This window comes from Metabacillus mangrovi, assembly GCF_009711125.1.
GTDB lineage: Bacteria > Bacillota > Bacilli > Bacillales > Bacillaceae > Metabacillus_B > Metabacillus_B mangrovi.
The window spans coordinates 38,886-64,401 of the sequence record NZ_WMIB01000021.1; the positions used below are offsets into that span (position 1 = coordinate 38,886).

The following is a 25,516-nucleotide window of genomic DNA, read 5'->3' on the forward strand; positions in this document are numbered from 1 at the left end:
AGTTTTTTTATGGGTGAATGCAGGTGATGGTCTTCGTATAGGGGTGTAGGCTTGGATTTATCTTCGAATTTTCTATTTTATCATCGAAAATGCTGTGATATCGATTTTTCGGGAGCATTCGACAGGGGGAGTACTGATTTCAGGAGTAAGTTTATGCTTACGTAACCGTTCTGCTTAAGTTGGTTCCTAAGTGCTCTGACCCTCACTCTGCTAAAGGACTAAAGCTCCGGCACCAGTTTTTCCAGCCGTTGGTGGACAAGGGATAACAGGACTGGGTCTCTGTCCCCCGATGCGGTGAAGCAAGTGGGGACAGTGCACTGCGCCCTGTCAAGTTTACATGGCCCCGAGGGTTAGACCGCCTCTCTATAAAATTCAAGAGGCGTTTTGAACCCCAGCTCTTTCTGGTAGCGTCTGAAATGATAGTACCTCATGTATTCATCAACGGAGCTTACCAGCTGGCTTAGGTTTCTCGGGCGGTCCAGCCAATGCCCTTCGGTCTTGAAATGACTGAAAAAGCACTCAATCGGGGCATTGTCCCAACAGTTCCCCCTTCTAGACATACTTCGAATCATTTGATACCCTAACACTGTATTTGCATATTTGTGAGACGTAAATTGGTGCCCTTGATCGCTGTGCAGCGTGGCCCCTTTTAGGTCTCTTTTTTTCTCGGCTTTTTTTAGCGTCTCTAAGACGAGCTCTGTATCATTCTGGCTGCTTAGGTGATACGCAATAATCTCTTTGTTGAACAGGTCAATAATAGCGCAAAGGTAATATCTCTTGCTTCCGGCATACACATAAGTAATATCAATACAAAGCTTTTCCCCTGGCTTCTTCGCTGTAAAATCACGTGCTAACAGGTTCTTCGCATAACGGTTTTCCTGATCATACTTTTTGAATTTCTTTCTCCTCGGTTTGGCGTGAAGGCCCATTTGGTTCAACAGTCTTCGAACCCGTTTATGGTTGATCTTAAGGGCGTGCTGCTTCTGTAAGAGAATCTTAAGCTGTCGATACCCTTGACGGCCTTTCTCCTGAAAATACGCTTCTCGCAAGAGACGGGCAATTTCCTGATTCTTTTTCTCCCTTTCTGTTAAAGGCCTCGTTCGCCTTTTCTTCCACTTATAAAACCCCATTCTAGATACGTCTGCGAAGAGACACAATTTATAAACACTATGCTTGTCAGACAGTTCGTGGATGATTTTAAATCTTTCAGACTTGCTTAACCGTCCCCCTTTCTCAACTCCAATAACTTTTTTAAATAGGCATTCTCCGCATCTGTGAGTGCCTTCTCTTCTAGGGCTGTACGTGGCTGCGGCCAGCCGGAAGGAAGGCACCTTCTCGTTTTTTTCTCTGGAGAAGCCTCTCCTGCTTTTTTATCGCTTTTTTCCCTATCTTCCACCTGAGCCTTTTTCACCCACCTCCTGACGGACTCGTCGGAAGGGATTCCAAACTCCCTCGCCACACTCAGATACCCTAACTCAGGGTGGTCATGATAAAACTGCACCACTTCTTTTTTCATCTCTTCTGTGTATTTTTTCATTTAAGATCTCCTCCTACGGTTTTACACCCTAACACCTCTGAGGAGACCATGTAAACTTTAAGGGGAGCATACCACAGACCCGGTGCCAGTCCCCACATTCGCTAACGTACTAAAGCTCCGGCACCATCTCTGCAAACCGTTGGTGCACAAGGGATTGAAGTGCAGTCCCTCTGCCCCCCGATGCGTTAAAGCAAGTGGGGTCGGAGGCGGCTTCCATCGGAGTCCAACCCCAACCCAAAGCTCAGCCCCAACCCCAAGCCCAGCCCCAACCAAAGGTCAAACCCCCATCCCCAACCTACCCCTCAACCTCCACCCGGTATGGCATTCCGCCCTGTGCACCGAATTTTGTAACAGAGATCGAGGCGGCACGGTTGGCGAATAGGAGAGCTTCGGCCAGTGGTTTCCCCTCTGCGATTGCTACGGCGAAGGCGGCGTTGAAGGTGTCGCCTGCTCCGGTGGTGTCGACAGGCTGGACGGAGAAAGCGGGGACGGTTATGATTTTTTCCCCGTTGTGGTAGCGGGCGCCGTTGCTTCCTTGTGTGATGATCAGCTTGTTTGGATAGGTTTCCAATGGTTCATCTGCTCCGAAGAGGAATCGGGCTTCTGTTTCATTCGGGGTCAGAAAGGATGCAGCATCGAGCACGGCCTGGCTTACTTGCCTTGCGGGTGCCGGATTGAGCAGCAGCCGGACGCCGTGCTCCTTGCATAATGCACTGACATGCTCAACGGTTTCATCCGGGATTTCCTGCTGGATCAAAACGAGATCGGCTTCCTTCAATATCGGAAGCGCTGCATCTGCTATAGAGGGGGTCACTTTTTTATTGGCTCCCTGTACAACGATGATGCTGTTGTCTCCTTCGGCGAGGACGATGTGGGCCGTTCCGCTTGCTTCGCCGGGGAGGATCTTTAAATAATCAGTGTTGACCCGGTTTGCCTGAAGGTTCGCCAGGATTGCCTCTCCATAAGGGTCATCACCGATGCATCCTGCAAAATAAACCTCTGCTCCAAGCCGTGCGGCGGCTACTGCCTGATTGGCGCCCTTGCCGCCGGGGACCGTCTTGAAGGATTCACCGAGAATGGTTTCGCCGCTTTCCGGTCTTTTACTGGCCGTGACGACCAGGTCCATGGATGAACTGCCGATTACTATTATTTTTGCTGTCATTATGCCACTCCTTACGCTTGCGATTTCTGTTCCAGTTCTTTCTCTTTCTTTTCCAGTTCTTTTTCTTCTTCCTTTTCTTTCTCCTCCAGTTCCCTTTTTTCCTGCGGGAAAAGGTTGATTACAAGTGCAACGGGAAGAAGATAGCCGATAAATGCCTGAATAGAGGCAAAAAGCCTTGAAACCCCAAACGGCGTTATATCCCCGAAGCCGATTGCCATATTCGTGACAATGCTGAAATAGAGGGTTTTTAAAATGAGGCCGTATAAGGTAATGTTGCTGTCATCTGTATAATGCTCCTTTAAATGACCGGTCCCGCTGTATTCAAGCGCGATATAAATTCCGGCAAACAATACAATGGAAATTAGATAAATGACTGCGAATAAGAGAAAGCCTGTCCACGTTTTGTGATGATGGATCTTAGGGAACATGTTTTCATTCCTTTCTAATCGATTCGCTGTACAATACCCTGAAAATGAAGAAAAGACCCCTGGAAAGAGTCTTTTACCCGGTTACGGCATGGGAAGCATCTTCATCCATCCGCTTTTTCCAAAAAAGATAAGAACGCTGATAGATTGGACTTTGGATGAACGGATAAATAAATGTAAAAAGGAAGACCGGGCCGCCGATCAAAAGGCCGATCACGACGACGAGGCTTTCCATTACAATACGGACGTGACTGATGGAGAAGCCGGTTTTATCGGATAGTGAGAGCATGAAGCCGTCCCGCGGACCTGCTCCGATTCCCGCTGCTGAATACATCCCGCCTCCGATTCCCATCACAGCGATGGCTGCGAGGAGAATGAGGATATCAAGCGGAAGGGAGGAGGCGGAGGGAAGAATGCCGGTAAATAAGAAAAAGTCTACGAACGCTCCGACCAGTACAGCGTTTAAGAAGGTGCCAATGTTTATGTACCGGCGCCCTATGAACAGAGAGCATCCGATCAAAAACAGCCCAACTAGAACAGCCCACGTTCCAATTGTCAGCCCGAACCGGTCGCGCAGGGCGATATTGAGCATATCCCAAGGACTGACCCCAAGGTGCTGCACCTGGATCGCCATCGCAATCCCGTAGCTGAAAATGATAAGTCCAAAAAAAAACATTCCGAATCTGTGGTGGTATCGCATGGTTCTGCTCCTCTTTTTACTGTTGACTATACGCCTGGCAGCAGAAAAATGGAAGCCGTCTTCTTAAAAAGGTTTAAGAACCATAAGCGCGATCAGAATGATGGCAGCAGAATGCATAAAGTGGTTGTAGGGAGCCATCTTTTTGCCGATCTGCAGGTACGAATCAGGCAGGTCTTCTCCTGTATGGCTTTCGAGGATTGCCTGCTGTTCTGCAATTTTTTTGGGAAGGATGACAGCAACGATCGGCTGGGCGGCGATGTAGATAACAAGAGAGGCGATGTACCAAAATTTTGTGAATAGCTCCGGATTTAAAATGCCAAGGATGATTCCGGTCACAAGCAGAGTGATGCTTCCCATTTTAGCGAGCTTTTCAATCCCTGCATTTACGTGAATAGCAAAGTTAGCCTGCACAACTGTTTTTGGCCGGTTCATTAATACCGGAAGAGCAAAGGTAGCTCCGAGGCCACAAACCGCAGCGATCACATGAATCAATACAATTCCGCCATATACACTAATCAAACTTTCCTCCTGTATTTATAATAGGTAAAATATATCATTGAGCTTGGTGTGATATTCCAAAATTTACAATGTAATATAAACGTAAAATTGTCGTTTGCATAAGACTAAATACGATGATTAAAGAATATATACTACTGTAACTCCGTCTCTCCCGCAGCAGGAACAATACAATTTGAGGAGGAAGCAAAGATGGGTACAGCGGCATTTATTATTCAAATTTTATTAGGTCTTGCGTTTCTGTTTTTCGGATTTTTAAAGTTTGGCAAGCAAATGGATGCAGAGTTCACGAGGTACGGGTATCCGAGATGGTTCCGCTTTTTTACAGGAGCTGTTGAGCTTGTGAGCGGTGCTTTTCTTCTGGCAGGCTTTTGGAATGAAGGGCTTGCTGCCTGGGGATCGCTCCTTGCGGTATTGACGATGCTCGGCGCAATTGTGACTCACTTGAAGGTGAAGGATGCAGGCGGGAAATTCACTACACCGGTCGTTCTTCTTCTGCTGTCCGCCTTCCTTTTCTACCTGAATCTCGGGAACTTTTGACGCATTAAGCCCCTTCCAATAGGAAGGGGCTTTTAGGTGTAAGGTCATAGTTATAAGCATGGGGTGAGTCTTGAAATTAGGCTATTTTCTTTATTCACCTCAAATTTTTTCCTGAAGAAGAGGACTTTCCGCCAATTGGGGTATATGGTAAAAAATGATAAGGTTTAGGTAGATCTGTTTTGACGAAAATACACATTTCGAGGTGAAACGGAATGGATTTGTGGAAAGCACTGGACGGGTTAAAAGCTGATGTCAGCGGTGATATTACCGCGTTACAGGCGAAAATACGCCGTCTACAGAAAGCAAACAGCAAAATTGCAGCTGAGCAGGGAGCAGGCCAGACGGAAATCAAGGCGATCAATAAGCCGGAGCTTTCTGCCAGCTGGAAGGGGCCGCGGGCAGATGGATTCGATCAGTCCCGTGACGCTGCCTTCAAAGACATGGAGAAAGTGTTTAACGAGGATTATGAAGAGTATCAGACCCAGATCAGCGCGAAAATCAGCGAGCTTCAACTACAGGCAGATTTTTTATCTGCACAGCAATGGGCACTGGAAAGAGCAGAGGATGCTTTGAACGCAGTCGATGACACCCTCGATACGGCGAAGGACAAGCTGGCGGATGTCGGGGACCAGCTTAATTCAATTCGGAAGGGGCTATTCTCTTGACGACAGTAAAGCTTGAGCATGATGAGGTAATGAAGCAGCTGGAGGACATGATCAAGGCACTGAACGATTTGAAGCTGGAGACGTTCAACAAGGAAGAGCTCGGTGAAAACGAGATGGCGTTTACGAAAATGTGGCTTGAGAAAGAGGAATATGTTCAAAAAACGGCAGCGGAGTACGTTACCGCTGTTTTGAAAAATATTGAAGACACAAAAGACAACGTGAATTATTTAAGAGAGCAGGATGAAGCAATCACAACCAAATAAAGAGACGAAAGGCAGCGTGACGGATGAGCTCTGTGAAAATATACGAATCAGACACGTTAGCGGAAGCCCTTGCCAGCCGGACAAAGCAGTATGAAGATTTTGAAGAGAAATTGAACGTTCTGGAAAAATCGTTTCAATCTCTTGTAGACAACGGGGAATTTAAAGGAAAAGGCGCAGACAACATCAAAAGCTTTTACGGTAAGCAAATTGACGTCATCAAGGCGTGGAAAGATTACATTAAAGGCGTTAAGATGGTGTTCAGCGAGCTGCCAAAGATGGCGGCGGATACGAACCTTGCCCCTCCGACTAAGGTCATTATTCCGTTTTTAAATGAAGAAGTGGAAACGGGATCCCAGAAAAGCAAGGAAATGGTCAGCACCCAGCACAAGGATCTGGAAGGAATTCTTGATTCCATCAAGGACATCATCGCAATCTCCTCTTTTTCACAGGAATCGTTTGAAACCAATATGCACAAAGCGGATGAAAAGAAGAAGGAAACCGATCAAGCGGTTAACGGATTGGACAAGAATTACGAAACCCTGTATGCAGGGAAAGCGGATTTGGTCAACCTCGTCCCGGGCTTGTTCATGGCACTGATGAACGCAACAAGTAAAGCAGGAAGCGCACAGCCGATGAATTTCAATGTCAAAAACTATGAGTCGGCGGAAATCCACGATGTGTGGAAAGAAGCGAAGCAATCCCTTAATGATTTTGAAAAGCAGCAGGCAGAAATGCAGAAGATCCGCGATGAGATTGCCGCTGAAAAAGCAAAAATCGAAGCAGAAAAAGCGCGGATCGAAGAAGAGAAAAACAAACCGTGGTACGAAAAAACATGGGACGGCGTCAAAACCTTCACTGGCGAAGTCACCGGCTACTATGACTCTGTCCGAGCGACAACCGGAGTCGATCCGGTCACCGGCCGCAAGCTCTCAGACGCCGAACGCGTAGCCGCAGGCGCCATGGCCGCCGCAGGCTTCATCCCCGTCGTCGGCTGGGCCGGACGCGGCATCAAAGGCGGAGCGGCCATCGTCAAAACAGCTAAAGGCATCAACACGGCGAACCATATGCTCGACGCCTACAAAGGCACAAAAGCCATGGACATCCTAAACAAAACGGAAAAAGGAATCTACGGCCTTTACACCGCTAACAGCGCCTGGGAATTCGGAAGCGGACGTGACATGTTCGGGAACAAGCTGACGGAAGAGCAGCGGCAGCAGGCGCTGTGGAATGGGCTGACGATGGGAGCTGTCGGTGGTGCAGCAATTAAAATAGACAGAATTAAAACTGCACATACAGCAGTAAAGACAAGCAAAAGTCACTTAAGTTATTATGGTAATAAACTTGAAAGATTTGATTTCAGTGCTTGGGAAAATAAGTCTGTTAGCGGAAAGCGAAAATTTACAGATGAAGGTTTAAGAGTTTTAAATATACGTGAAGTGAAGAACTTTAAGAAAGAGATGCATGCTAATGGAATAAGTGTGAAGATTGACAAGAAAGGTATATTGCCTAATAATGTTGCTGCAGGTTTTGACCCACATGAAGGTGCAATATACTTGAGAAAAAAACCCACATACCTCAGTGCCACTCATGAGGGCTTTCACGCAAAACAGTGGAAAGAACTTGGTATGGAAAAGTATCAACTACAGACTAGGATAGAAAAAGAAGAACATGTCTATAAGAAAATAATAGAAAACAAGCATAAATATAACCAAGAAGAAATATATGAAGCTCAAAGATATATATTTAGTTTAAGAAATAATGGTATGTGGCCATCTAAAGATTGGAAAGGTTACGATGAGTAAAGGATGTGTTTAAAAGATGGAAGTAAAGCTAACTCCTAAAGATGCTGTTTCTATCGCAATAGACTATCAACAAAAATATAAGGTGCCAGGATTTATTTCGGAAAACGTCCAGCACTCAGTGAAATACTACGAAAATTTTCATAGAGTTGAGGGCCCTGCATGGCTGGTAATAAGTCAAATGGAAAATAATAGGTTTGAAGGTGATGATCATTTCAGTATTATCATATCTGATGTGAAAAAGGTTGTTGAATATATCATCGACTTCTCTGGGTTTTCTCACAGCCCCCATAAAATAGACAATGATAATTTTACTGAAGAAGAACTTTCAGAACTCTTAGAAGAAGATGATTAAGATCGTAATTCTTAATTCAAACTAGTCTTTGTTTAATCCCCTAGCTACTAGGGGTTTTTTGTATGTAAAGAAGCCGCCGTAGGCAAAACCGCTAAAGGAATTAATGCCCGTAGCCACATGATCCATCTGTACAGCATTTGCGGCCTCTAGCCTATTGCGCCTGGGAATTCGGAAGCGGACGTGACATGTTCGGGAACAAGCTGGCAGAAGAGCAGCGGTAGCAGGCGCTGTTGAATGGGCTGACGATGGGTGCCGCCGGAGCAGGAGCCCGTTTTATCGACACCGGCGGACTTCAGAAGCTTGGCAATAAATTTCCTTACAGTACGAACTACGTGAAGAACAAGCTCGTCGATGCAAACAATACCTTAAAACAAATCGGCAGCCGGGTAGGATCCAAAACAGAGGATGCCTTCCGCAGTATGCGGAACGGCGCAGGAAACATCAGAAATAAAGCCAAAGACGCAGTGAACCAGGTTAAAAAGAAAGTGCTGGATATGGAGGTGCCAACACCTCGTGTGTACAGCACGGCAGGCGGCCCGGGTATGCCTGGTATGCCGATTGTTAACTGGGAGAAGCAGCGGCTTGGGGATATGATGCAGAGGATGGATGGTGGGGGAGTAAAAGGGGCTGGTAAGAGTCCAGATAAAGTGTACCCTACTAGACCCATAAATCCTATAGAAGAGGCACATATAATTGAGAGAGTGAAGGAACTTAGAGGGAGTCTACCTAGTAGATATAAAAAATCCGGGAATTTTGCTATTGCTGAAGTAAATGTAAGTGGAATTAGTAAAACTGAATTCTATGCTCAAAGTAGGATAGATGAGCTTAATGGGAGTCTTAACGAAAAAACACCAGAGATCTCATTAAAACCAGAAAATCCAATATTTAAAGCAACAAAAGCAGCTGGAAAAGACGGAGATAGTTACTTAAGAGATACAGATACAGAGTACAAAATATTAAATGATATTGCTTCTAGACTTGGAGAGAACGCAGAGGCTACAGGGAGAATTAGGTTATTTACAGAATTAGATACTTGTGACAGCTGCAGTAAAGTAATAGCTGATTTTGCAGCTAAATATAATAAGATAGAACTTGAAGTAATACACAATAATGGTGGTAGACTTACTCCATAATAGAATTTGATTTTAAGGAGAATATAATATGGAAGACTGGGAATATAACGAATTATTTGAGGCTGTTCAAGAAACATATCAAGACTTATTAGATGAAAATAGAGGATACAGATATGCCTTAGCAAAGTTAGCAGATGAGTTCGATAACTTAGGACAAATAGAGGATTATATTGTTGATACTGCTATCGGAGAAATTGCTATTACACATGGTAAGGTTTTTATAGGGCGGATTGAAGGGATTACGAACAGATTAAAAAAATTCAGTCCTGAAAAAGCAGAAAATCAATTGACATCGGAGGAATTAGAAGATTTAGAAGTACGGATAAACAAAGTAGTAGAAGGATTAAAAAGAGTTGATGTAGATTATAATTCCTCAGCAGAATAGGTTGAAATTTTTTAATTTAGAACAATTAATCTAAAAAGTTCCTTTTGCAACTAGCAAAACGGGACTTTTTTTTAAGGATAGAAGAAATCTAAATGCTAAAAAAACATGACTCGATCCGCGCAACAACGGGAGTCGATCCGGTCACCGGCCGCAAGCTCTCAGACGCGGAACGCGTAGCCGCAGGCGCCATGGCCGCCGCAGGTTTCATCCCTGTCGTCGGCTGGGCCGGACGCGCCATCAAAGGCGGAGCGGCCATCGTCAAAACAGCCAAAGGCATCAACACGGCGAACCATATGCTCGACGCCTACAAAGGCACAAAAGCCATGGACATCCTAAACAAAACGGAAAAAGGAATCTACGGCCTTTACACCCCCAACAGCGCCTGGGAATTCGGAAGCGGCCGGGACATGTTCGGGAACAAGCTGACAGAAGAGCAGCGGCAGCAGGCGCTTTGGAATGGGCTGACGATGGGAGCCGCCGGAGCAGGAGCCCGTTTTATCGACAACGGCGGACTTCAGAAGCTTGGCAGTAAATTTCCTTACAGTACGAACTATGTGAAGAACAAGCTCGTGGATGCAAACAATGCCCTAAAACAAATAGGCTGCCGGGCAGGATCCAGAACAGAAGATGCCTTCCGCAGTATGCGAAACAGCGCAGGAAACATCGGAAATAGAGCCAAAGACGCTGTGAACCAGGTTAAAAAGAAAGTGCTGGATATGGAGGTGCCAACACCTCGTGTGTACAGTACAGCAGGCGGCCCGGGCATGCCTGGTATGCCGATTGTTAACTGGGAGAAGCAGCGGCTTGGGGATATGATGCAGAGGATGGATTCTAATGGAATTCAAGGAGGAGCATCTAGGGAAACTAGTAAACGTGTTAACGATGTTGACAAAGTGCTTTCTAGGAACGGTTCCTTTAGGGATGCTAAGAGGAGAGCTGGAATACCTAATTCTTCTCAACCTAAGAAACCGGTGGTGGTTTTTGATGGGACAAGCGAAAACAGAATTGTTTACGAATTTGAAGTAAATGGTAAGAAAAAATATATTATAGAGCATAGGGAAGACAAGTTTGGAAGAGGACCTCATTTTCATGGTGCAGATGACTTAAAAGGTAGTCCTTTAAATAAGGGTAGATACAATCAATACCCTGGTCATTCTCCTGAAGATTTCGATGGATATAAGAAAAAAGGGCACAGTGGGGAGAGTAAATAATTTGGACATTAATAAAAATTCGAAAATGGAACTTCTTAAGAGAAAAACTAAAAGAAAAAATTTAATAAAACAACTGGATTCTATTCATTTTACAGAAGAACCATTTTTAGATATGGACCAAAACGATATTTTCTGTAAAAAAGTTTTTGCATTACTAGAACAAAAACAAGATAAAATGCAAATACATGGTGAGGATTATCAAGAAAATATCAATAAATCTATATCCATCCTAAAGAGTAAATTAACGGATATTGATGATAAGCCACCTAGCGCAAGGCTCTTCTTTTTCAGAGAGAATGAAATAGAAGCTATACTAGTTTCATGGAATGAAATTGTGAACAATTTAAACCGTTTATTGGAGATAAGTAATTTTTCTAACGGATACGCTGATTTTATATTAGTCACAGATCGTTTAGATTTTGGTATATGTATAGAACGTACAGAACATTTTTATGAGTATAGTTTATGGATGCCATCAGCTAACTAATAAATTTCAATTGCCATTATCACTAGGATTTAATGTAAGCCCCTTTCCACTAGGGGTTTTTTGTATGTAAAGCAGCCGCCATCGTCAAAACCGCCAAAGGCATCAACACGGCGAACCATATGCTCGACGCCTACAAAGGCACAAAAGCCATGGACATCCTAAACAAAACGGAAAAAGGAATCTACGGCCTTTACACCGCTAACAGCGCCTGGGAATTCGGAAGCGGACGTGACATGTTCGGGAACAAGCTGACAGAAGAGCAGCGGCAGCAGGCGCTGTGGAATGGGCTGACGATGGGAGCCGCCGGAGCAGGAGCCTGTTTCGTTGACAGCGGCGGACTTCAGAAGCTTGGCAAGAGACTCCTGATAAGACCAGAATATTTTATATTTTGTTATTATTTTAACTGTACTTAATATGTAATCAAGTACAAAACGAAGATGACCCAATTAAATTTTTAGTTTGTAATTCCAAATTCAGTAAATGGGTAAATTCGAAAAATTGATTTTCCTACTACAGAACCCTTTGATATAAACCCGAAAGATCTGCTATCCATACTTTTAACTCGGTTATCTCCTAATACAAAAAAATACCCATCTGGAACTGCTGTAACTCCTGTTGTGTCCTTCAGCGAAAAATCTTCTGTAACTTTATTTGCCTGTATTTCTTTGTTTATATATTTTTCTTTAAAAGCTTTTCCGTTTACAAATAAAACATCATCTTTCATTTCGATTTTGTCTCCGGGTAATCCAATTACCCTTTTAATATATTTTTTGTTATTTTCAGGAGCATTAAATATAATTACGTCAAATCTTTCAATTGTAGATATTTTGGAAGCAATAACTTTATTTCCATTTTCAAGGGTGGGACTCATAGATACCCCTTCAACTGTGATAGGTTCAAAAATAAACATGCGACAAAGAAGAGCGATAAGTAAAGTGAGTCCAATTGTTTTTAACCATGAATAAATTTCCTTTTTAGTGCCTATATTCAAAGTGATTACCTCCTAAAAAATACAATATTATATATATTCTACCTCAATACTTGTACCATATAAATGAGAAGTATGAATCAATCATATAGAAAGATAAGATAGGCTGATAAATCGGATATAGTAATCAATAATAAAATCTACAGGCGAAAAAGTTAAACCAATCTTTGTATCCTGCGGAAACTAGATTGCTTTGAGTAAAAGCACTGAAATAATTGGACTGCATTAATCACAAGAGTTCTCTGCCGATTTATGTATGTTTGGCAGTTCAGGAAATTAATAAGGTTCGGAAGCGGTTAATGGAAGAATTCTAAAAAAGTTTGAAAAGGAAGTCTTGTCTTTAAGCTATCTTGCTTAAGAGGGACTTTTTATAAAGAAAATTTGATCCTCCAATATGTCTTCCTTCATGACCTTTTATTTATCAAGAGCTTTAGCTAAGCTTCAGTTTGAGCAGGAAATAAAAGAATGGTTTTCTGAAGTACATTGAAGGGGTTAACTTTTACGCGAAGATTTTTAAATCCCTCTAAATATAAAAACTTATTACACTTTAAGGACACTGTAACTTGCTGAATATCAAAAAGGAAAAAAAGGAAATGATTTATTGGAAAAAACCTTTTTTCCAATAAAGGGGGAGGAGAAGATTAAAATGTTTTTATAGAATGTCGTGAGTAAATTGTCCAATTCTTATAATGAATATGCGGATGTTCCTAACCTTTTCTATGATGCTCTCGCAAATTATACGTTATTATTTATTTTGCTCGCTTTCCATTCAAGTAGAACCAGGCCAGAGAATATTTACCGGAAAATCGTTCTTTCGCTTTTCTATGTCTATATTTATTTTCTTGTTGATTTAACAGTTTTCTATATTCCATTTTATGATTTTTTTGCAATGGATTTTAAAAACAATGATATTTCCATTGCAAATATCGTAAATTTAATTCCGTTTCAGACATAGCGGGCGGGCGTGCTACCCAATTGCTCTAGTGGGGAATTTGTTGCTGATATTTCCGTTATGTGTATGTCTTCCACTAATCCAGAGAGGAGTTACATTTAAAAAATTACTTTTTACTGGTTTAATTACTACGGTCTCCATTGAATTAATGCAGTTTGCAAGTTTGGTCAGCTTTCTTCAGTTCTTTTCCGGTGATAAGGGCTGCAGATGTTGATGACCTGCTATTAAATACAGCAGGTTGCGTAATCGGTTATTTTGTGTATCAAGCAATGGTTAAACTCATCTCGAGCTTGCTTCATCTGGATGTTCGTCCAGTCAATAAATGACATTCTAATCCGCCGGCCCTCTATTAAAGGGGGTGTTTTATAGTAAATTTACGCAATAGTCATTTAGATGAATTCGGAAGAGATGAGAATACTTAATGGAAATCCGTAAACCTGATCGTGAAGAGATTCAGCAAATTTTAAAATATTCTCCGGAGGCCCTTAGAAGAGCAGCGGCAGCAAGCGCTGTGGAATGGGCTGACGATGGGAGCCGCCGGAGCAGGAGCCTGTTTCGTTGACATCGGCGGACTTGAGAAGATTGGCTAAAATTTCCATACAGTACGAACTACGCCAAAAATTATATAACAAAAGGGCATAATAACTTGAAAGAGATTGGCAAAAGAACAGGGACTAAAGTTCATAATATTATCAAAGAAACACCAGCCACGGTAAAAAAAGCCCTTCAAGTAACAGGAAGAGAATTAGCCCAAGTAGACATTCCTCTGATAGTAGTAAGAGAAGTTGTTACTGCAACTGGCGATAAAGTCAGAACACTTGGTATGGAAAGCCGGAAGCTTGGGGATTTAATAAATTATAAAAGGCATATCGTAGGAGAAAATGGTCAGCCAAAATCTGATATAGATCCTTACGGAGGTTAACCAGTTACTTAATTTGTTCCCATATTTTCCGGGCAACGGGCAAACACTTTTCCTTCGTAAAGTTCTCACTGAATGCTTTAGTGAAAATGTGACTTATTCCATCTGCCAGAGAGTTTATAGAGTCGACTTTACTGACTAAAGAAACAATCCTTCCAATTTCGTACTCATATTCATCATCAGGTGCAGATGGCAGCAGCTCCATAGGATCCCATTCATTAACAATTTTCTTTATTTCAGTAAACGTATCTTTGTATTGATTATGTTTATTGGACAATAGAGATTCTCTCCTAATTATCACTTAGTAGTTCATTATAATTCTTCAATACCTGATCCCATCATACTTTATAAACGAAGAATTAGTCCTTTAAGAGAACCTCTTTTTATTAAAGACTTCAACAGCTCCTGCCGACATTCAGAATATCATTATAATCCTCAAAGCGCATTTCCGAATACATCTGAAGGGCTAAGAAATCTGTTTGCAGTTATGGTACATTTATATAAAATTTAGCGGGAATAACTATATAAGAGATAAGAATTGAGGTCAATCACCATGAAAAAAAACAGTATTAAAATAATTGCGGGATTTTCATTGCTTTTAGGGGTGGTCTTATTTTGGCTGAGCAGAGGGGACAGTGAAGTCCTGTTTAAAGAAACTTCTCCGCCCAATGAGTCAGATGAATATAAAGGAGCCGTCCTTTGGCCGATTACTGAGGAAGATCAAAAGATTTCCGGCGAGGCAAGCGGAGTGGCGGTAAACAGTAAAGGGGATATTTTCTATCTTCACCGCGGGAGTTCACAATATGGAGGGAAGACGGTAATCGAGGAGCCGGTGCTAATTGTACTGGATGGCAAAACGAAAGAAGTGAAAAGCCGGTGGGGGGAGAATACATTTTCATCCCCCCACGGCCTTGAAATCGACCATGAGGATCATGTGTGGATAACAGATATCACACAAAATAAAGTGTACAAGTTCTCCGAAGACGGAAAACGGCTGAAAACCTTTGGAGAGGAGTATCCGTTTTATATGGAAACGGCTTTGAGAATCCGGAATGTTCTTCCCCGTTTTCCCGCCGGACTGAACGAGTACACGTTTGCTCGGCCCACTGATCTGACGGTACTGAATGATGGATCCTTTGTAGTCAGTGATGGTTACAGGAACAGCCGGATTGTTAAATTTGATCCTTCCGGAAAATTTCAATGGGAGGTCAATCAGCTCGGTAGCGGCCCGGGAGAATTTAACCTGCCGCATGGGATTTCTCATGATGAACAAGAAAATCTCTATGTTGCCGACCGGGACAATGCAAGAATACAGGTGTTCAGCAGGGATGGGGAATTCCAGACAGAATGGACGCAGAAGGAGCTGGGAAGGCCTTTTGGTGTAGAGGTTGGAGAAGACGGGAAAATCTACGTCGCAGATGGAGGCGATTCCCTCTATCCGGAAAACGGAAAAGGCTCCCACCAAATCGTCGTGCTGAACAAGGAAGGCAAGATTTTAACCAGGTTTGGAAAATGGGGGGCGAAGACAGGAGAGTTTAAAATTCCCCATGATCTTGCAGTGGATCGGAAGGGAAACATTTACGTTGCTGAATTAGAGAATAAACGTCTGCAGATGTTTTCAGCAGAAACATCGTTGCAATAATGACTGCCTGTTCGTTCAAATAATTTTGCTTCTTGAGCAAATAGGGCTACTATATTCCATATACAAAGGAGGTTTTACATGTTGAAAGAATCTTGTGTTCCTACGAACACAGAAATGAAAAACTTAGGTTTTGGATATACATTATCATTAATAGGCGGCAAATATAAAATGATTATCCTGTATTGGCTGTCAGAAAATAAGGTCATGAGATTTAATGAGCTAAAGCGCAGTATCGGAACGATTTCTTTTAAAACGTTAAGTGTGATGCTCAAGGAACTGGAAGAAGATTGCTTGGTTATACGTAAAGAGTTCCCACAAGTTCCTCCTAAAGTTGAATACTCGTTATCGGAACGCGGCTCGTCACTTATCCCATTGCTGGATATGATGTGTCTATGGGGAGAAGAAAACAGGTGTCAGCGGTCCGAGTAACAGTGAAAAGGAAGAGCCTTCCTCATGTGAAGGCATTTCCTTTTTTGATTGGTCCCTACATACGATCAATAAATTTTAGATAATCTTTCGCGCTTGTCTCAATTTTCTCTGCAGACGGCTCGGATTCCGCTCCAAAGAATGCAAAGAACGATCGGTAATCTGCTTTACAGTAAAGGGCTGTCATTTCATAAGGGAGCAATACTTGATCAAGAGTATAATGGTATCTTCCCTCTTCTTGATAATCCTCATGACTAATTCCTGCTGATACTCCCAGGGCAATTTTCCGGTTCTTTAATTTATCTCCTTTTGAGCCGTAAGCCCAGCCGTATAGAAAGACATCATCCAGCCATTTTTTCAAAAGAGAAGGAGAGCTGAACCAATACACAGGGAACTGAATGACGAGATTTCCGTGGGATTCAATTAACTTCTGCTCTTTTTCTGCATCAATCTTTTCATCAGGATACACTTTATACAGTTCATGAACTGTATATTTTTCTGGATGCTTCTTCAATTCTTCTACCCATCGCTTATTTACAATGGATGTTTCCAGAGACGGATGAGACACGATCACTAACGTTTTCATTTTCTTTCCTCCTTAGTTGAATGTGATTGTTATTGTAAAGTCTAAATTGGAGAAATGTAAGTACGCACTTTTATTACAGGTACTTACATAAAGGTGAGTTTATGGCTGTTAGCAATAGAGAAAACGTTTCATAACAGAATAGAAGAATTCTTCATGGATGATACGAATCGACAGGAGGTTTTCTCTAGTTTCAGGCTTCATATTCACGATGTCCATTGAATAAAATTGTTCATCCAGTCAATATAACCAGCTATCCCTCTTTTGTTTCTAATATGATAAAATCTGTAATGGATAGAATTTACAGGGTTTGCAGGGTGGGAGTACTGGATGTGATGAAAACAATGAGCTTGCAAAAATTAGGGAATGCGGATATCGAAGGGCTTGTGGCCTTGTCTCGCGAGGCAGGCTGGGATTACGACGAGAAAGAATTAGGGACTATTCTGTCTGCAGGAGTGATTACCGGCCACAGAAATGAAATGGGGAAGATCATTTCCAGTGCAGCTTTACTTCCTTATGTAAAAGGTGCAGCGTCAATCGGCATGGTCATTGTGAGCCCGGAATACCGGCGGCTCGGACTTGGGGAAGCTGTTGTGAAAGAGTGTATGGCTCTTGCGCAAAATGTGCCGATTCTGCTTATTTCTACACCGGAAGGGCGCCCGCTTTATGAAAAACTTGGATTCAGTGAAGTACGTAAAATACATAAATTTTTATGTGATGAGTACCGGCCATCACGAAAAGCCAGTCCATATAAAATTGCCGTAATGAAGAAAGATCATCTGGAGGAGGTGTATGAGGCTGACCGTCTTGCTTTCGGAACAGCCAGACGAATCTTTCTGAGCAAAAGAGTGGAACAATCTGAGAAAGCCCTTGTTCTAAAAGACATGGCCGATCGGGTAGTCGGATTTGGATTATCCATCGCAGGCCCGGAAAACTTGATCCTGGGTCCGATTGTTTCATTCGATCAGGCTTCAGCCGCTGCCTTGACCCATGAACTGGCCCATTCCCATAACGGCACTCTCCGGATTGATGTACCTGATGGCCAGCAGCTATTTATGGATGAACTGATTCGATGCGGGTTCAAGAAAGTGAGCGAACCGCCTGTCATGATCATCCATGCAAAAGGGATGCCTGAACGCAACGGCCGGCTGTATGGGATTGCTGCCCAGGCGTTCGGTTGAACCCAAAAGGAGGAAATAGGATGGAGATCCGAAAACCTGATCATGAAGAGATCCAGAAAATCCTGACATATTCCCCGGAGGCACTTCACGAGGGAACAATGGGACGAGCTGATTTTTCATTGGAACAAGCAAAGGAATTAAGCGAATCACTTCTTAAAAAGGGTAGCTATTACTTGATGGCGATGGAAAATGAGGAGCTTGCGGGCTGGGTTCTGCTCAGCAAAAGCTTCGATCTGTTCAAAGAAGAGGAAATCGGGTTTATTACTGAACTTTATGTACTTCCCAACTATAGAAGAAGAGGAGTAGCAAAGAAGCTGATTAAGAAAGGCATCGACGAAATGAAAATCAGAGGATTTAGCGATATAAGGCTGAATGTATTTTCCGGAAATGATGCCATTGAATTATACAAAGAGCTGGGATTCAAAGAGAGAAGCATAACGATGGAGCTTTGTTTGACAGACATGCGGAGTTGAGGATAGGAGGCTGACCCTGTCTATTCATCAGAATAAGCTGCTACTGGTTCCTTTGTACCCTTCGTTATTCTGGAACAGGGACTATCCTACGGTTCAAAGCGTTGGAAAATAATGATAGAATCCAGATAGATTGGTTTATTGAAAGGCAATGAGGTGAGGTGAGTTTTATGAATTTGTTGGGAGCTTTGAGTGACGCCCGCTCCATGATCAACGGCGGAATTTCAGGCCTTGAGGAGCAGATCCGTCGGCTGCAGGAGGCGAACAGCAAGATTGCAGAGGAGCAGAATCAGGGAATGAATGAGATTCGCACGATCCAGCTTCCTGAGCTTGCAAATGACTGGAAAGGCCCGAGGGCGATCGATTTTGACGAGTCCAGAGATGCTGCCTATAAGGATATGGAGACCGTGTTTACGAAGGATTATGATGAATATCAAAACTAGATCAGCATTAAAATCTCACAGCTTCAAAGCCAGCTTACCGCACTGCAGGCTGCTAGTGCACTGGCATCTGCGATTGAAGAGAGTATTGAAGCGATTGATGAGACATTGGAAAACGCAGAGGACACCATTGCCTCCATCGGCAACGATATAAAAGGTCTGACCAATCGATTTTTTTCCTGAAGAAACCCCTTGGAAAAGGGGTTTTTTTTACCTGCAATACTCCTTCAGGACATTCTCATAGTCGCCGGTTGTTACTAGCCGGATCATATGGGGATTTCCTCTCTTTTCAGCCGTCTGGATTTCTTTGGCTGTAGGAATGGCGCCGTGCTTCAGCAAATAGCCAACCATATAACGGTTGCCTCTTGTGATCGCAAGCTCCATTGCGGTTTTTCCCCCAGATGACTTCACATTTGGAGAAACCGCGCTTCCTTCCAGCAGCCCTGCCAGTGCTGTTACATTATTGGATAGAATGCTGCTGATCAAACTGTTTTCACTTTCTTTGGGAGCTTTATTTTTTCCTGTATAAAAGAGGGCGGCGGCTAAGATGATTACGAAAATCCAAGTGTTTTCTGTGAGGATTGTACTGATAGTTGCCCAGTTCATTTATATTCTCCTTTAGTATATAGGTTTCATTACCTATATCGGATGCGGGAGAAAATGATGAAGAGGTGACGGAAATCTATACGGTAAAAATGTTTGAGTCCGATGCCAAAAAGATATCGAAATTTCAGTCGAAAAATAGAGACCGGTCCTCCGCAAAGTACCGGTCTCCAGCGCTGTTATTTCTTCCTAAACCACCGGTTTACGTACACTATCGGTCCCAGTAGCCGTTATTTTCTGTTTTTCTGGTTTGATTCGGGACTTCCTAACCAAATAGCGGCTCTCAGGACCTATAGAGGCTAAAACACGTGATTTTTGCTGAAATAGCGTTCCCTGAGACCGGTCCGCAAAATACCGGTCTCCAGCGCCGTTATTTCCCCGAGTTCAGTGGTTTGTGCCCCCTAATTGTTCTCGAGCATCGCTAGTTTTCCTCGCAACCTCACGCCGCAATCACTCTAACTCTTCACTTTGCCTGCCCATCCACGCCTTTATTTTCTCCGTCCGATAAATTTTCCCTTGCTCGAGCTGCCCGGAAAATTCTATATCAAGAATCACCGCAGTTTTATTCTCATCAAAAGCGGCTGAGACGATGGCCGGGTTTTTTTCGTGCTTGATCAGGTTTTTCATGAGGATTTCGAGGATGCTGTTATGGGAAAAAGGATTTTTATCCAAAATCATAAAATAGGGAGTGGTCACCTTGTCCATAAATTCTACCACTGTCTCATTAGGAGTTTTTCCCGGAAAGTACGCAGCCATGATCATCGGCTGGGGAATGGTCAGGAGCGTGCGTGAGGGCTGGGTGTCTTCTGAAAGGTCAAGGATGAAGACCTGGTAGTTGCTGTAGAGCTGTTCGTAAAGGTCTTCCAGACGTTTGGCGGCTGATTCATCGGCATGCTGCAGCGGAAAAAGGATGGTGAGGCTGATGGGAATGTTCCGGCGCTGCCGTGCTTCATGGCGTGCAACGTGGAAGGCGTGCCGCCAGCGTCTGTGCTGCTGTTTGCTTTTAAGAGAAGCGGAGATGCTGTGGCTGGAATTGACCCGGTAGCTGGCAAGCTTCACCGGGACATAGCTGATTTCGCAGTGTTCGGTCAGGCGCAGCCAATATTCGTAGTCTTCGACTGGCTCCATGCTATAGCCGCCGGTTTTTGCAGCTGTTTCTTTTTTATAGAGAAAGCAAATGCTGATTGTACAAGCATTTAATAGGTTCTCTTTCGGCTGGTCAAGGTAGCTGCGGAAAGCTGTTAGTTCGTCTTCTGTCTGCAAACATTCGTCATCATCATTTATTAGCCGGAACGAGCTGTGTACAAGTCCGGTTTCAGCAGGGGAAGCTTCGATTCGTGTATGCAAGGTTTCAAGAAAATCAGGGTAGTAGAGATTATCGCTGGACACCCAGGTAAAGTATTTAATGTCCGGGTCCTGAAACAGTTCCCCGAATCCACGGTTCAGCGAGCGGGCAATTCCTATGTTCTCCTTGTTTTCAATCAATTGAACTCTAGTATCACCGGAAGTGAGGACTTCAGCTTGACCTTTCATTTCCGGTGCGCCGTCGATTACAATCACCAGCTTGAATTGTGTATATGTCTGATCAAGGATGGACTGCAGCGCGGCTTTCAGAAAGTCAGGCTCTTGATAATAAACAGGCATAACCACACCGATGTCAGGCATTCTACTTCACCACCTTCAAAAAGGTATATTATCGTATTCCCTCCTTGAGCAGCCCGTTTGTATTCCTGTCTACGAAAAAAACAGATCCGCAAAGGGATCTGTCTGTTATTTTACGATTCCGAGTGAAAACCCGTCATATCCCTTCGAACCGACTGTTTGTATAGCAGTGGAATCTATTTCAGAGGAAGCAGAAAGCAGGTCAAAAAATTTCTTTGTTCCTTCGACACTATCATCCTGGCCCTCATCAACAATTCGGCCGTCACGGACGACGTTGTCACCAATCACTACCGCTCCAGGCTGTGCGAGCTTAAGTGCCCACTCCAGATATCCGGGATTGTTCGGTTTATCGGCATCAATGAAGATGAAATCGAATCCTTTGCTGAGGGTGGGAAGAGTATCAAGTGCTGCTCCGACAACGATTTCAATTTTGTCTGAAAGCCCGGCGTGTTCTATGTTTTTCCTGGCTGTTTCAGCGTGCTTCGGACTATATTCAAGGGTCGTCAATCGGCCGTCCTCCGGAAGGGCACGTGCGAGCCAGATGCTGCTGTAGCCCCCGAGTGTGCCGATCTCAAGAATGTTTTTGGCCCCTTTCATTTTCGCAAGCAAATAGAGAAGCTTGCCTTGAGTCGGAGAGACGTCGATTGCGGGAAGGCCTGCATCTGTATTGGCCTGCAGGACGGCATCCATCACCGGATCCTCAGGGTGCAGCTTTGACGTGAAATAGTGATCTACCTGACTCCAAATCTCATTCATATGTATGATGCCTCCCTAGTAAATTTTTACACTTTTATTATAGCATGCTGAAAAATTTACAGGTAAATGGAGAAAAATGCCGAATGACAGTAGAGAGAGAATTTACAGGAGGTGGAGAGATGAAAAAGTGGATGCTGGTCGTATTGTTTTTGGCACTGGGGATCGGATTTCAGCATACAGTGGCTAAAGAAGAAGCAGTGGTTCGGCCTAAAGCGATCGGAAAGCTGATTTTGAAAGGTGAGTACGAAAGAGTATACCGGCAAACGAGCGAAGAGTTCCGGAAAGAAATTTCCCTTGAAGATTTCATGGAGCTTAGCAATAAGTTCAATATAGGAGTAAAAAAATACAAGCTCGTTTCCGATCTTCCACTCGCACCGGAGATCAAGGAATACATCTGGCTTGACCAAACTGGTACGAAAGGGATTTCAGCGGCTGTTGAAAAAGACGGTACAATCGCCGGACTCGGATTTGTACTCCTTGAAAAGTTCGCAAGTGACCGATTCTTCACGAAATACCAATACGAAATGCCGTTCAAAGGACGCTGGTTTACGTATTGGGGGGGAACGAACGTCCTGCAGAACTATCACTATGAATTCGATATCCAGCGCTACGCCTACGATTTTGTGAAAATGAAAAGAGGCATGACTTACAAGGGGGACCCTCTCAAAAATGAAAGCTATTTCGCATTCGGAAAGCCGGTGCTTGCCCCGCTTGGTGGAACCGTTGTTGAAACTGAAAACGGAGTGAGAGACAACATCCCGGGCGAAATGAATGAAGACGAGCCGCTTGGAAATACAGTTATCATTCAGCATGCAAACGGTGAATACAGCGTTCTCGCCCATTTCAAACAGGGCTCAGTAAAGGTGAAGAAGGGGGATAAGGTGCGTACAGGACAGCTGCTCGGGGAATGCGGCAATTCTGGAAACTCCTCAGAGGCGCACATTCATTTTCAGGTCAGCAGCAGTCCGGAAGTTTTTGAAGGGAAATCAATCCGCATTCAGTTTAAAAACGGCAAAGAACCTGTCAGGGGAGAAACGGTGCGGAACTGAATCGTGTATAATAGAGGAAAGATGTTCACAGGAGGGATCCCGATGGCTGCAATGCCGGATATGTCAGTTTCCCATGCAAAGCCTGAGTAAGCAGGAGGCGATTCTTTGCATGGGTGATACCTTCTATCGCCTTGAATGCTTCTGCTGAAAATGCTTTGCCCTTCATTCTATTTTTTAAGAAGAAGGAGCTGGCAGAAGTGAAGCGTGTAAAAGCAGCCGATGTGCTGCCTGAAAATCTGCTGCAGGAAATCCAGAAATATGTGCAGGGGGAGACCCTTTACATCCCGAAGCAAAGGGAAGCCTATGCGAAATGGGGCACCCGCTCAGGCGGAAGGAAGGCTGTTGATCAGCGGAACGCAGCCATTCGCCTGGAATTTAAGCAGGGGATTTCCATTTCCACAATAGCAGAAACCCGTCATCTATCAGAAGACACGGTTAAAAAAATTGTATACAGCAGGCAAGGCACGGATTAAACGATCCGTGCTTTTTTATATGGCGAGTTTTTTCCTGAAACGTTTTATCCCTTTCCTTTGGCGCCTCCTGTATTTTACAATAGACCGTAAGAGAAAGGAGTCTTAAACGTATGCTGGAACCATTTATCCGCACAGATCAGTATCACTATATAAAATCACAGGCTATGCATATGGTGCACAGCCATTCCTCTGCCAATGATAAAGGAGTCCTCCGGGTCGTTACCGACCTTGCGATGGAAAAAGTCACCGGCTATGGAGACTGGACAGAAGAACAGAAGATTCATCTGACACCGCTCACAGGCATTAAGGACCGCGGAGACGCCGAGCTTTTCCTGAATGCGCTCAAATCCTATGTCATTCCCTTTGATGAAGTCAGTGAAGCCGGATTGAAAAAACTTTTCCCGAAAGCGAAAAAGCTAAAGCTTCCGGATATGGAAATAGACCGGAAGGAGACGACGTATCTCGGCTGGATTGATAAAAATTCAGGGAAAATGTTTATAGTTGCCCCTTATAAAGGAAAGCGGAAAGGACTGCAGGGAACGTTCAGCAGCCTGCACAAGAAAGGCATCTGCACAATTTGCAATGGTCATGAGGAGGTCGGCCTGTTCGTCACGGAGATTAAGGGAAAAGAGCAGGGAACCTTTATAAAAAGAGGAAACTACATTTGCAGCAGCAGTGAAGCATGCAACCGCAACCTGAAATCGCTGCAGCAGCTGGAGGATTTTGTTGAGCTGATGAGCTAACCCAGTTTGTGGAAAACGGGGTTAGTCCCAGTAGGATAGAATACGGTAAAGAAAAATTCAGAATACAAAGGGAGTAACAATTTATGCAAGCTGCACAACGAATGTCCGCTCCAAACCCGACCGTCTATCCGATTCTGTTTGCGATCGGATTTGTCCATTTGCTGAATGACTCCATGCAGTCGGTCGTGCCGGCGGTGTTTCCAATCCTCGAAAAAAGCATGAATCTTACATACGGCCAGCTTGGCTGGATCGGATTTGCGCTCAGTATGACGTCATCGATCATGCAGCCGGTCGTCGGCTGGCTCACTGATAAGAAAAGTGCGCCGTATGTTTTGCCGTTCGGGATGGGGCTTTCCATGATCGGAATGCTCGGCCTCGCTTTTGCTCCGGGGTTTTGGTATGTGCTGATGTCGGTTGTTTTTATCGGCCTCGGATCGGCTGCGTTTCATCCGGAGGGTTCGCGTGTTGCCTATATGGCGGCAGGCGGGAGAAGGGGACTGGCCCAATCGATTTACCAGGTCGGGGGAAACCTCGGGCAGTCGCTCGCACCGCTCATGACGATCCTGATCTTCATTCCGCTCGGTCAGTTTGGCTCGATTTGGTTTACCTTTGTAGCCGCATTAGCTGTCCTAGTGCTGCTTTTCGTTTCACGCTGGTATTCCAGCCAGCTCGTCCGCTTTCCGAAAACAGTGAAAGCGATAGGGAAGACGATTTCCGTCACCCGGAAAAAACAGGTCGGCTTCGCCATAACGCTGCTCGTGTTTCTTGTCTTTGCGAGATCCTGGTATTCCGCCGGCATCTCGAATTATTTTCAATTTTACCTGATTGAGGATTACGGCATCTCCATCCGGGAAGCACAGTATTTTATCTTTTTGTTCCTTGCATCCGGTGTGATCGGAACCTTCCTCGGCGGTCCGCTCGCTGACCGCTTCGGGAAACGGAACGTTATCCTGTTTTCCATGGTCGGCTCCGCACCGTTCGCCCTGCTGCTGCCGCATGTGAGTCTGGTCTGGATTTACCCGCTGTTTTTCATCATCGGAATCATTATTCTGTCCAGCTTCTCCGTTACGGTTGTATACGCCCAGGAGCTCATCCCGGGGAAAATTGGTACTGTGTCCGGGCTTATTGTCGGCCTCGCATTCGGCATGGGGGCCATCGGATCCGCTTTCCTCGGCATGCTCGCCGATGTATGGGGACTATACGCAACGATGGTCTTATGCAGCATTTTGCCGCTGATCGGAATTTTGACCGTCTTTTTGCCATCGGATGAGAAGCTTCGAAGGTGGGAAGCAGAGCAAAGGTAAGAGGATTGATCGATTTCAGCCGCTTCAAGCGGGTGAGAGGAAGGATATCTTCGAAAAACAGGATTTATCTGATGGTTTATAAATGTATGTGTAAGGTCCTTTTCTAGACAATAGAAAAAGGACAAAGTACTCTCTGAATATCACCAC

Annotated in this window: 32 protein-coding genes; 20 read left to right on the forward strand and 12 right to left on the reverse strand. The window is 44.2% G+C overall.

Annotation, left to right across the window (positions count from 1 at the left end):
- Positions 1-350: 350 nt before the first annotated feature.
- From GKZ89_RS16445 to GKZ89_RS16465, 6 genes are all read right to left on the reverse strand, one after another.
- Complete coding sequence (locus tag GKZ89_RS16445; RefSeq protein WP_155113502.1) at positions 351-1,331, reverse strand: IS3 family transposase; 981 nt, start codon at positions 1,329-1,331, stop codon at positions 351-353.
- Entirely contained in the window at positions 1,217-1,537 is a 321-nt protein-coding gene (locus tag GKZ89_RS20935) for a transposase (protein WP_162356986.1), read from the reverse strand. Before GKZ89_RS20935 ends, GKZ89_RS16445 begins: the two co-directional genes overlap by 115 nt.
- A gap of 295 nt (positions 1,538-1,832) precedes the next feature.
- Complete coding sequence (gene rbsK, locus GKZ89_RS16450) at positions 1,833-2,699, reverse strand: ribokinase (protein ID WP_155113503.1); 867 nt, start codon at positions 2,697-2,699, stop codon at positions 1,833-1,835.
- An 11-nt stretch (positions 2,700-2,710) separates the two neighbouring features.
- Positions 2,711-3,127, reverse strand: a complete 417-nt coding sequence (locus tag GKZ89_RS16455) for an ion channel (RefSeq protein ID WP_155113504.1) — start codon at positions 3,125-3,127, stop codon at positions 2,711-2,713.
- A gap of 73 nt (positions 3,128-3,200) precedes the next feature.
- Positions 3,201-3,824, reverse strand: a complete 624-nt coding sequence (locus GKZ89_RS16460) for a YczE/YyaS/YitT family protein (protein ID WP_155113505.1) — start codon at positions 3,822-3,824, stop codon at positions 3,201-3,203.
- Positions 3,825-3,887: 63 nt separating this feature from the next.
- On the reverse strand, positions 3,888-4,343 hold the full coding sequence (locus tag GKZ89_RS16465; protein ID WP_155113506.1) for a DUF2269 family protein: 456 nt from the start codon (positions 4,341-4,343) through the stop codon (positions 3,888-3,890).
- A gap of 189 nt (positions 4,344-4,532) precedes the next feature.
- Here GKZ89_RS16465 and GKZ89_RS16470 point away from each other — a divergent pair, with 189 nt between their 5' ends.
- The 10 genes from GKZ89_RS16470 to GKZ89_RS16515 all read left to right on the forward strand — a co-directional run bounded on the left by GKZ89_RS16470 (position 4,533) and on the right by GKZ89_RS16515 (position 11,591).
- On the forward strand, positions 4,533-4,880 hold the full coding sequence (locus tag GKZ89_RS16470) for a DoxX family protein (protein ID WP_155113507.1): 348 nt from the start codon (positions 4,533-4,535) through the stop codon (positions 4,878-4,880).
- 212 nt (positions 4,881-5,092) lie between these two features.
- The gene (locus GKZ89_RS16475; protein ID WP_155113508.1) at positions 5,093-5,545 is read left to right on the forward strand and encodes a YwqH-like family protein; all 453 of its coding nucleotides are present in this window, start codon (positions 5,093-5,095) and stop codon (positions 5,543-5,545) included.
- Positions 5,542-5,808: a DUF5344 family protein gene (locus GKZ89_RS16480; protein ID WP_155113509.1), complete on the forward strand. Its 267-nt coding sequence runs from the start codon at positions 5,542-5,544 to the stop codon at positions 5,806-5,808. The genes GKZ89_RS16475 and GKZ89_RS16480 overlap by 4 nt, the downstream gene beginning before the upstream one ends.
- A gap of 23 nt (positions 5,809-5,831) precedes the next feature.
- On the forward strand, positions 5,832-7,610 hold the full coding sequence (locus GKZ89_RS16485) for a zincin-like metallopeptidase toxin domain-containing protein (protein ID WP_155113510.1): 1,779 nt from the start codon (positions 5,832-5,834) through the stop codon (positions 7,608-7,610).
- Between the two features lie 16 nt (positions 7,611-7,626).
- On the forward strand, positions 7,627-7,962 hold the full coding sequence (locus GKZ89_RS16490) for a hypothetical protein (protein ID WP_155113511.1): 336 nt from the start codon (positions 7,627-7,629) through the stop codon (positions 7,960-7,962).
- A gap of 230 nt (positions 7,963-8,192) precedes the next feature.
- Positions 8,193-9,095 carry a deaminase domain-containing protein gene (locus tag GKZ89_RS21310; RefSeq protein ID WP_241680301.1) on the forward strand — a complete coding sequence of 301 codons (903 nt, stop codon included), beginning with the start codon at positions 8,193-8,195 and terminating at the stop codon, positions 9,093-9,095.
- Between the two features lie 28 nt (positions 9,096-9,123).
- Positions 9,124-9,480, forward strand: coding sequence for an Imm3 family immunity protein (locus GKZ89_RS16500; RefSeq protein ID WP_155113512.1), 357 nt, complete (start codon positions 9,124-9,126; stop codon positions 9,478-9,480).
- 92 nt (positions 9,481-9,572) lie between these two features.
- Positions 9,573-10,691, forward strand: a complete 1,119-nt coding sequence (locus GKZ89_RS21635; protein ID WP_155113513.1) for a pre-toxin TG domain-containing protein — start codon at positions 9,573-9,575, stop codon at positions 10,689-10,691.
- Position 10,692: 1 nt separating this feature from the next.
- Positions 10,693-11,178: a YxiF family protein gene (locus GKZ89_RS16510; RefSeq protein WP_155113514.1), complete on the forward strand. Its 486-nt coding sequence runs from the start codon at positions 10,693-10,695 to the stop codon at positions 11,176-11,178.
- Between the two features lie 119 nt (positions 11,179-11,297).
- Positions 11,298-11,591 carry a hypothetical protein gene (locus GKZ89_RS16515; protein WP_155113515.1) on the forward strand — a complete coding sequence of 98 codons (294 nt, stop codon included), beginning with the start codon at positions 11,298-11,300 and terminating at the stop codon, positions 11,589-11,591.
- A 41-nt stretch (positions 11,592-11,632) separates the two neighbouring features.
- Here the strand turns inward: GKZ89_RS16515 and lepB are convergent, their stop codons facing one another.
- Entirely contained in the window at positions 11,633-12,169 is a 537-nt protein-coding gene (lepB, locus tag GKZ89_RS16520; protein ID WP_155113516.1) for a signal peptidase I, read from the reverse strand.
- Between the two features lie 1,595 nt (positions 12,170-13,764).
- Here lepB and GKZ89_RS16530 point away from each other — a divergent pair.
- A complete protein-coding gene (locus tag GKZ89_RS16530; RefSeq protein WP_155113518.1) occupies positions 13,765-14,040 on the forward strand; it encodes a hypothetical protein in 276 nt (91 codons plus the stop codon).
- 4 nt (positions 14,041-14,044) lie between these two features.
- Here the strand turns inward: GKZ89_RS16530 and GKZ89_RS16535 are convergent, their stop codons facing one another.
- Positions 14,045-14,314 carry a DUF1871 family protein gene (locus GKZ89_RS16535; RefSeq protein ID WP_155113519.1) on the reverse strand — a complete coding sequence of 90 codons (270 nt, stop codon included), beginning with the start codon at positions 14,312-14,314 and terminating at the stop codon, positions 14,045-14,047.
- A gap of 276 nt (positions 14,315-14,590) precedes the next feature.
- On the opposite strand from GKZ89_RS16535, the gene GKZ89_RS16540 reads away from it, so the two are divergent.
- Complete coding sequence (locus tag GKZ89_RS16540) at positions 14,591-15,679, forward strand: peptidyl-alpha-hydroxyglycine alpha-amidating lyase family protein (RefSeq protein WP_155113520.1); 1,089 nt, start codon at positions 14,591-14,593, stop codon at positions 15,677-15,679.
- An 81-nt stretch (positions 15,680-15,760) separates the two neighbouring features.
- A complete protein-coding gene (locus GKZ89_RS16545; protein WP_155113535.1) occupies positions 15,761-16,108 on the forward strand; it encodes a winged helix-turn-helix transcriptional regulator in 348 nt (115 codons plus the stop codon).
- Positions 16,109-16,163: 55 nt separating this feature from the next.
- Here GKZ89_RS16545 and GKZ89_RS16550 read toward each other — a convergent pair whose 3' ends face one another.
- Complete coding sequence (locus tag GKZ89_RS16550; protein WP_155113521.1) at positions 16,164-16,691, reverse strand: NAD(P)H-dependent oxidoreductase; 528 nt, start codon at positions 16,689-16,691, stop codon at positions 16,164-16,166.
- A gap of 332 nt (positions 16,692-17,023) precedes the next feature.
- Between GKZ89_RS16550 and GKZ89_RS16555 the strand changes: the two genes are divergently transcribed.
- The 3 genes from GKZ89_RS16555 to GKZ89_RS16565 all read left to right on the forward strand — a co-directional run bounded on the left by GKZ89_RS16555 (position 17,024) and on the right by GKZ89_RS16565 (position 18,782).
- The gene (locus GKZ89_RS16555) at positions 17,024-17,869 is read left to right on the forward strand and encodes a GNAT family N-acetyltransferase (RefSeq protein ID WP_241680304.1); all 846 of its coding nucleotides are present in this window, start codon (positions 17,024-17,026) and stop codon (positions 17,867-17,869) included.
- A 20-nt stretch (positions 17,870-17,889) separates the two neighbouring features.
- Positions 17,890-18,342 carry a GNAT family N-acetyltransferase gene (locus GKZ89_RS16560; RefSeq protein ID WP_155113523.1) on the forward strand — a complete coding sequence of 151 codons (453 nt, stop codon included), beginning with the start codon at positions 17,890-17,892 and terminating at the stop codon, positions 18,340-18,342.
- 167 nt (positions 18,343-18,509) lie between these two features.
- The gene (locus GKZ89_RS16565; RefSeq protein WP_155113524.1) at positions 18,510-18,782 is read left to right on the forward strand and encodes a DUF5082 family protein; all 273 of its coding nucleotides are present in this window, start codon (positions 18,510-18,512) and stop codon (positions 18,780-18,782) included.
- A gap of 207 nt (positions 18,783-18,989) precedes the next feature.
- On the opposite strand, the gene GKZ89_RS16570 is transcribed toward GKZ89_RS16565, so the two are convergent.
- From GKZ89_RS16570 to GKZ89_RS16580, 3 genes are all read right to left on the reverse strand, one after another.
- A complete protein-coding gene (locus GKZ89_RS16570) occupies positions 18,990-19,385 on the reverse strand; it encodes an ankyrin repeat domain-containing protein (RefSeq protein ID WP_155113525.1) in 396 nt (131 codons plus the stop codon).
- A 447-nt stretch (positions 19,386-19,832) separates the two neighbouring features.
- Positions 19,833-21,047, reverse strand: coding sequence for a glycosyltransferase family 2 protein (locus GKZ89_RS16575; protein WP_155113526.1), 1,215 nt, complete (start codon positions 21,045-21,047; stop codon positions 19,833-19,835).
- A 105-nt stretch (positions 21,048-21,152) separates the two neighbouring features.
- Positions 21,153-21,806 carry an O-methyltransferase gene (locus GKZ89_RS16580; protein ID WP_338324943.1) on the reverse strand — a complete coding sequence of 218 codons (654 nt, stop codon included), beginning with the start codon at positions 21,804-21,806 and terminating at the stop codon, positions 21,153-21,155.
- 113 nt (positions 21,807-21,919) lie between these two features.
- Here GKZ89_RS16580 and GKZ89_RS16585 point away from each other — a divergent pair, with 113 nt between their 5' ends.
- The 4 genes from GKZ89_RS16585 (at position 21,920) to GKZ89_RS16600 (ending at position 25,369) form a co-directional block, all read left to right on the forward strand.
- Positions 21,920-22,849, forward strand: a complete 930-nt coding sequence (locus GKZ89_RS16585; RefSeq protein ID WP_155113528.1) for a M23 family metallopeptidase — start codon at positions 21,920-21,922, stop codon at positions 22,847-22,849.
- A 197-nt stretch (positions 22,850-23,046) separates the two neighbouring features.
- Positions 23,047-23,322 carry a CD3324 family protein gene (locus GKZ89_RS16590; RefSeq protein WP_162356990.1) on the forward strand — a complete coding sequence of 92 codons (276 nt, stop codon included), beginning with the start codon at positions 23,047-23,049 and terminating at the stop codon, positions 23,320-23,322.
- A gap of 113 nt (positions 23,323-23,435) precedes the next feature.
- Positions 23,436-24,065, forward strand: coding sequence for a FusB/FusC family EF-G-binding protein (locus tag GKZ89_RS16595; protein WP_155113537.1), 630 nt, complete (start codon positions 23,436-23,438; stop codon positions 24,063-24,065).
- A gap of 83 nt (positions 24,066-24,148) precedes the next feature.
- Positions 24,149-25,369 carry an MFS transporter gene (locus tag GKZ89_RS16600; protein ID WP_155113529.1) on the forward strand — a complete coding sequence of 407 codons (1,221 nt, stop codon included), beginning with the start codon at positions 24,149-24,151 and terminating at the stop codon, positions 25,367-25,369.
- Positions 25,370-25,516: the final 147 nt, after the last annotated feature.

Bases quoted from the DNA above. Each gene is read 5' to 3' on its own strand.
- GKZ89_RS16565 (WP_155113524.1), top strand. From the start codon at position 18,510: ATGAATTTGTTGGGAGCTTTGAGTGACGCCCGCTCCATGATCAACGGC.
- GKZ89_RS16490 (WP_155113511.1), top strand. From the start codon at position 7,627: ATGGAAGTAAAGCTAACTCCTAAAGATGCTGTTTCTATCGCAATAGAC.
- GKZ89_RS16500 (WP_155113512.1), top strand. From the start codon at position 9,124: ATGGAAGACTGGGAATATAACGAATTATTTGAGGCTGTTCAAGAAACA.
- GKZ89_RS16575 (WP_155113526.1), bottom strand. From the start codon at position 21,047: ATGCCTGACATCGGTGTGGTTATGCCTGTTTATTATCAAGAGCCTGAC.
- GKZ89_RS16600 (WP_155113529.1), top strand. From the start codon at position 24,149: ATGCAAGCTGCACAACGAATGTCCGCTCCAAACCCGACCGTCTATCCG.
- GKZ89_RS16460 (WP_155113505.1), bottom strand. From the start codon at position 3,824: ATGCGATACCACCACAGATTCGGAATGTTTTTTTTTGGACTTATCATT.
- GKZ89_RS16475 (WP_155113508.1), top strand. From the start codon at position 5,093: ATGGATTTGTGGAAAGCACTGGACGGGTTAAAAGCTGATGTCAGCGGT.
- GKZ89_RS16515 (WP_155113515.1), top strand. From the start codon at position 11,298: ATGCTCGACGCCTACAAAGGCACAAAAGCCATGGACATCCTAAACAAA.
- rbsK (WP_155113503.1), bottom strand. From the start codon at position 2,699: ATGACAGCAAAAATAATAGTAATCGGCAGTTCATCCATGGACCTGGTC.
- GKZ89_RS21635 (WP_155113513.1), top strand. From the start codon at position 9,573: ATGCTAAAAAAACATGACTCGATCCGCGCAACAACGGGAGTCGATCCG.
- GKZ89_RS16560 (WP_155113523.1), top strand. From the start codon at position 17,890: ATGGAGATCCGAAAACCTGATCATGAAGAGATCCAGAAAATCCTGACA.
- GKZ89_RS16455 (WP_155113504.1), bottom strand. From the start codon at position 3,127: ATGTTCCCTAAGATCCATCATCACAAAACGTGGACAGGCTTTCTCTTA.
- GKZ89_RS16550 (WP_155113521.1), bottom strand. From the start codon at position 16,691: ATGAAAACGTTAGTGATCGTGTCTCATCCGTCTCTGGAAACATCCATT.
- GKZ89_RS16570 (WP_155113525.1), bottom strand. From the start codon at position 19,385: ATGAACTGGGCAACTATCAGTACAATCCTCACAGAAAACACTTGGATT.
- GKZ89_RS16555 (WP_241680304.1), top strand. From the start codon at position 17,024: ATGAAAACAATGAGCTTGCAAAAATTAGGGAATGCGGATATCGAAGGG.
- GKZ89_RS20935 (WP_162356986.1), bottom strand. From the start codon at position 1,537: ATGAAAAAATACACAGAAGAGATGAAAAAAGAAGTGGTGCAGTTTTAT.
- GKZ89_RS16585 (WP_155113528.1), top strand. From the start codon at position 21,920: ATGAAAAAGTGGATGCTGGTCGTATTGTTTTTGGCACTGGGGATCGGA.
- GKZ89_RS16485 (WP_155113510.1), top strand. From the start codon at position 5,832: ATGAGCTCTGTGAAAATATACGAATCAGACACGTTAGCGGAAGCCCTT.
- GKZ89_RS16470 (WP_155113507.1), top strand. From the start codon at position 4,533: ATGGGTACAGCGGCATTTATTATTCAAATTTTATTAGGTCTTGCGTTT.
- GKZ89_RS16540 (WP_155113520.1), top strand. From the start codon at position 14,591: ATGAAAAAAAACAGTATTAAAATAATTGCGGGATTTTCATTGCTTTTA.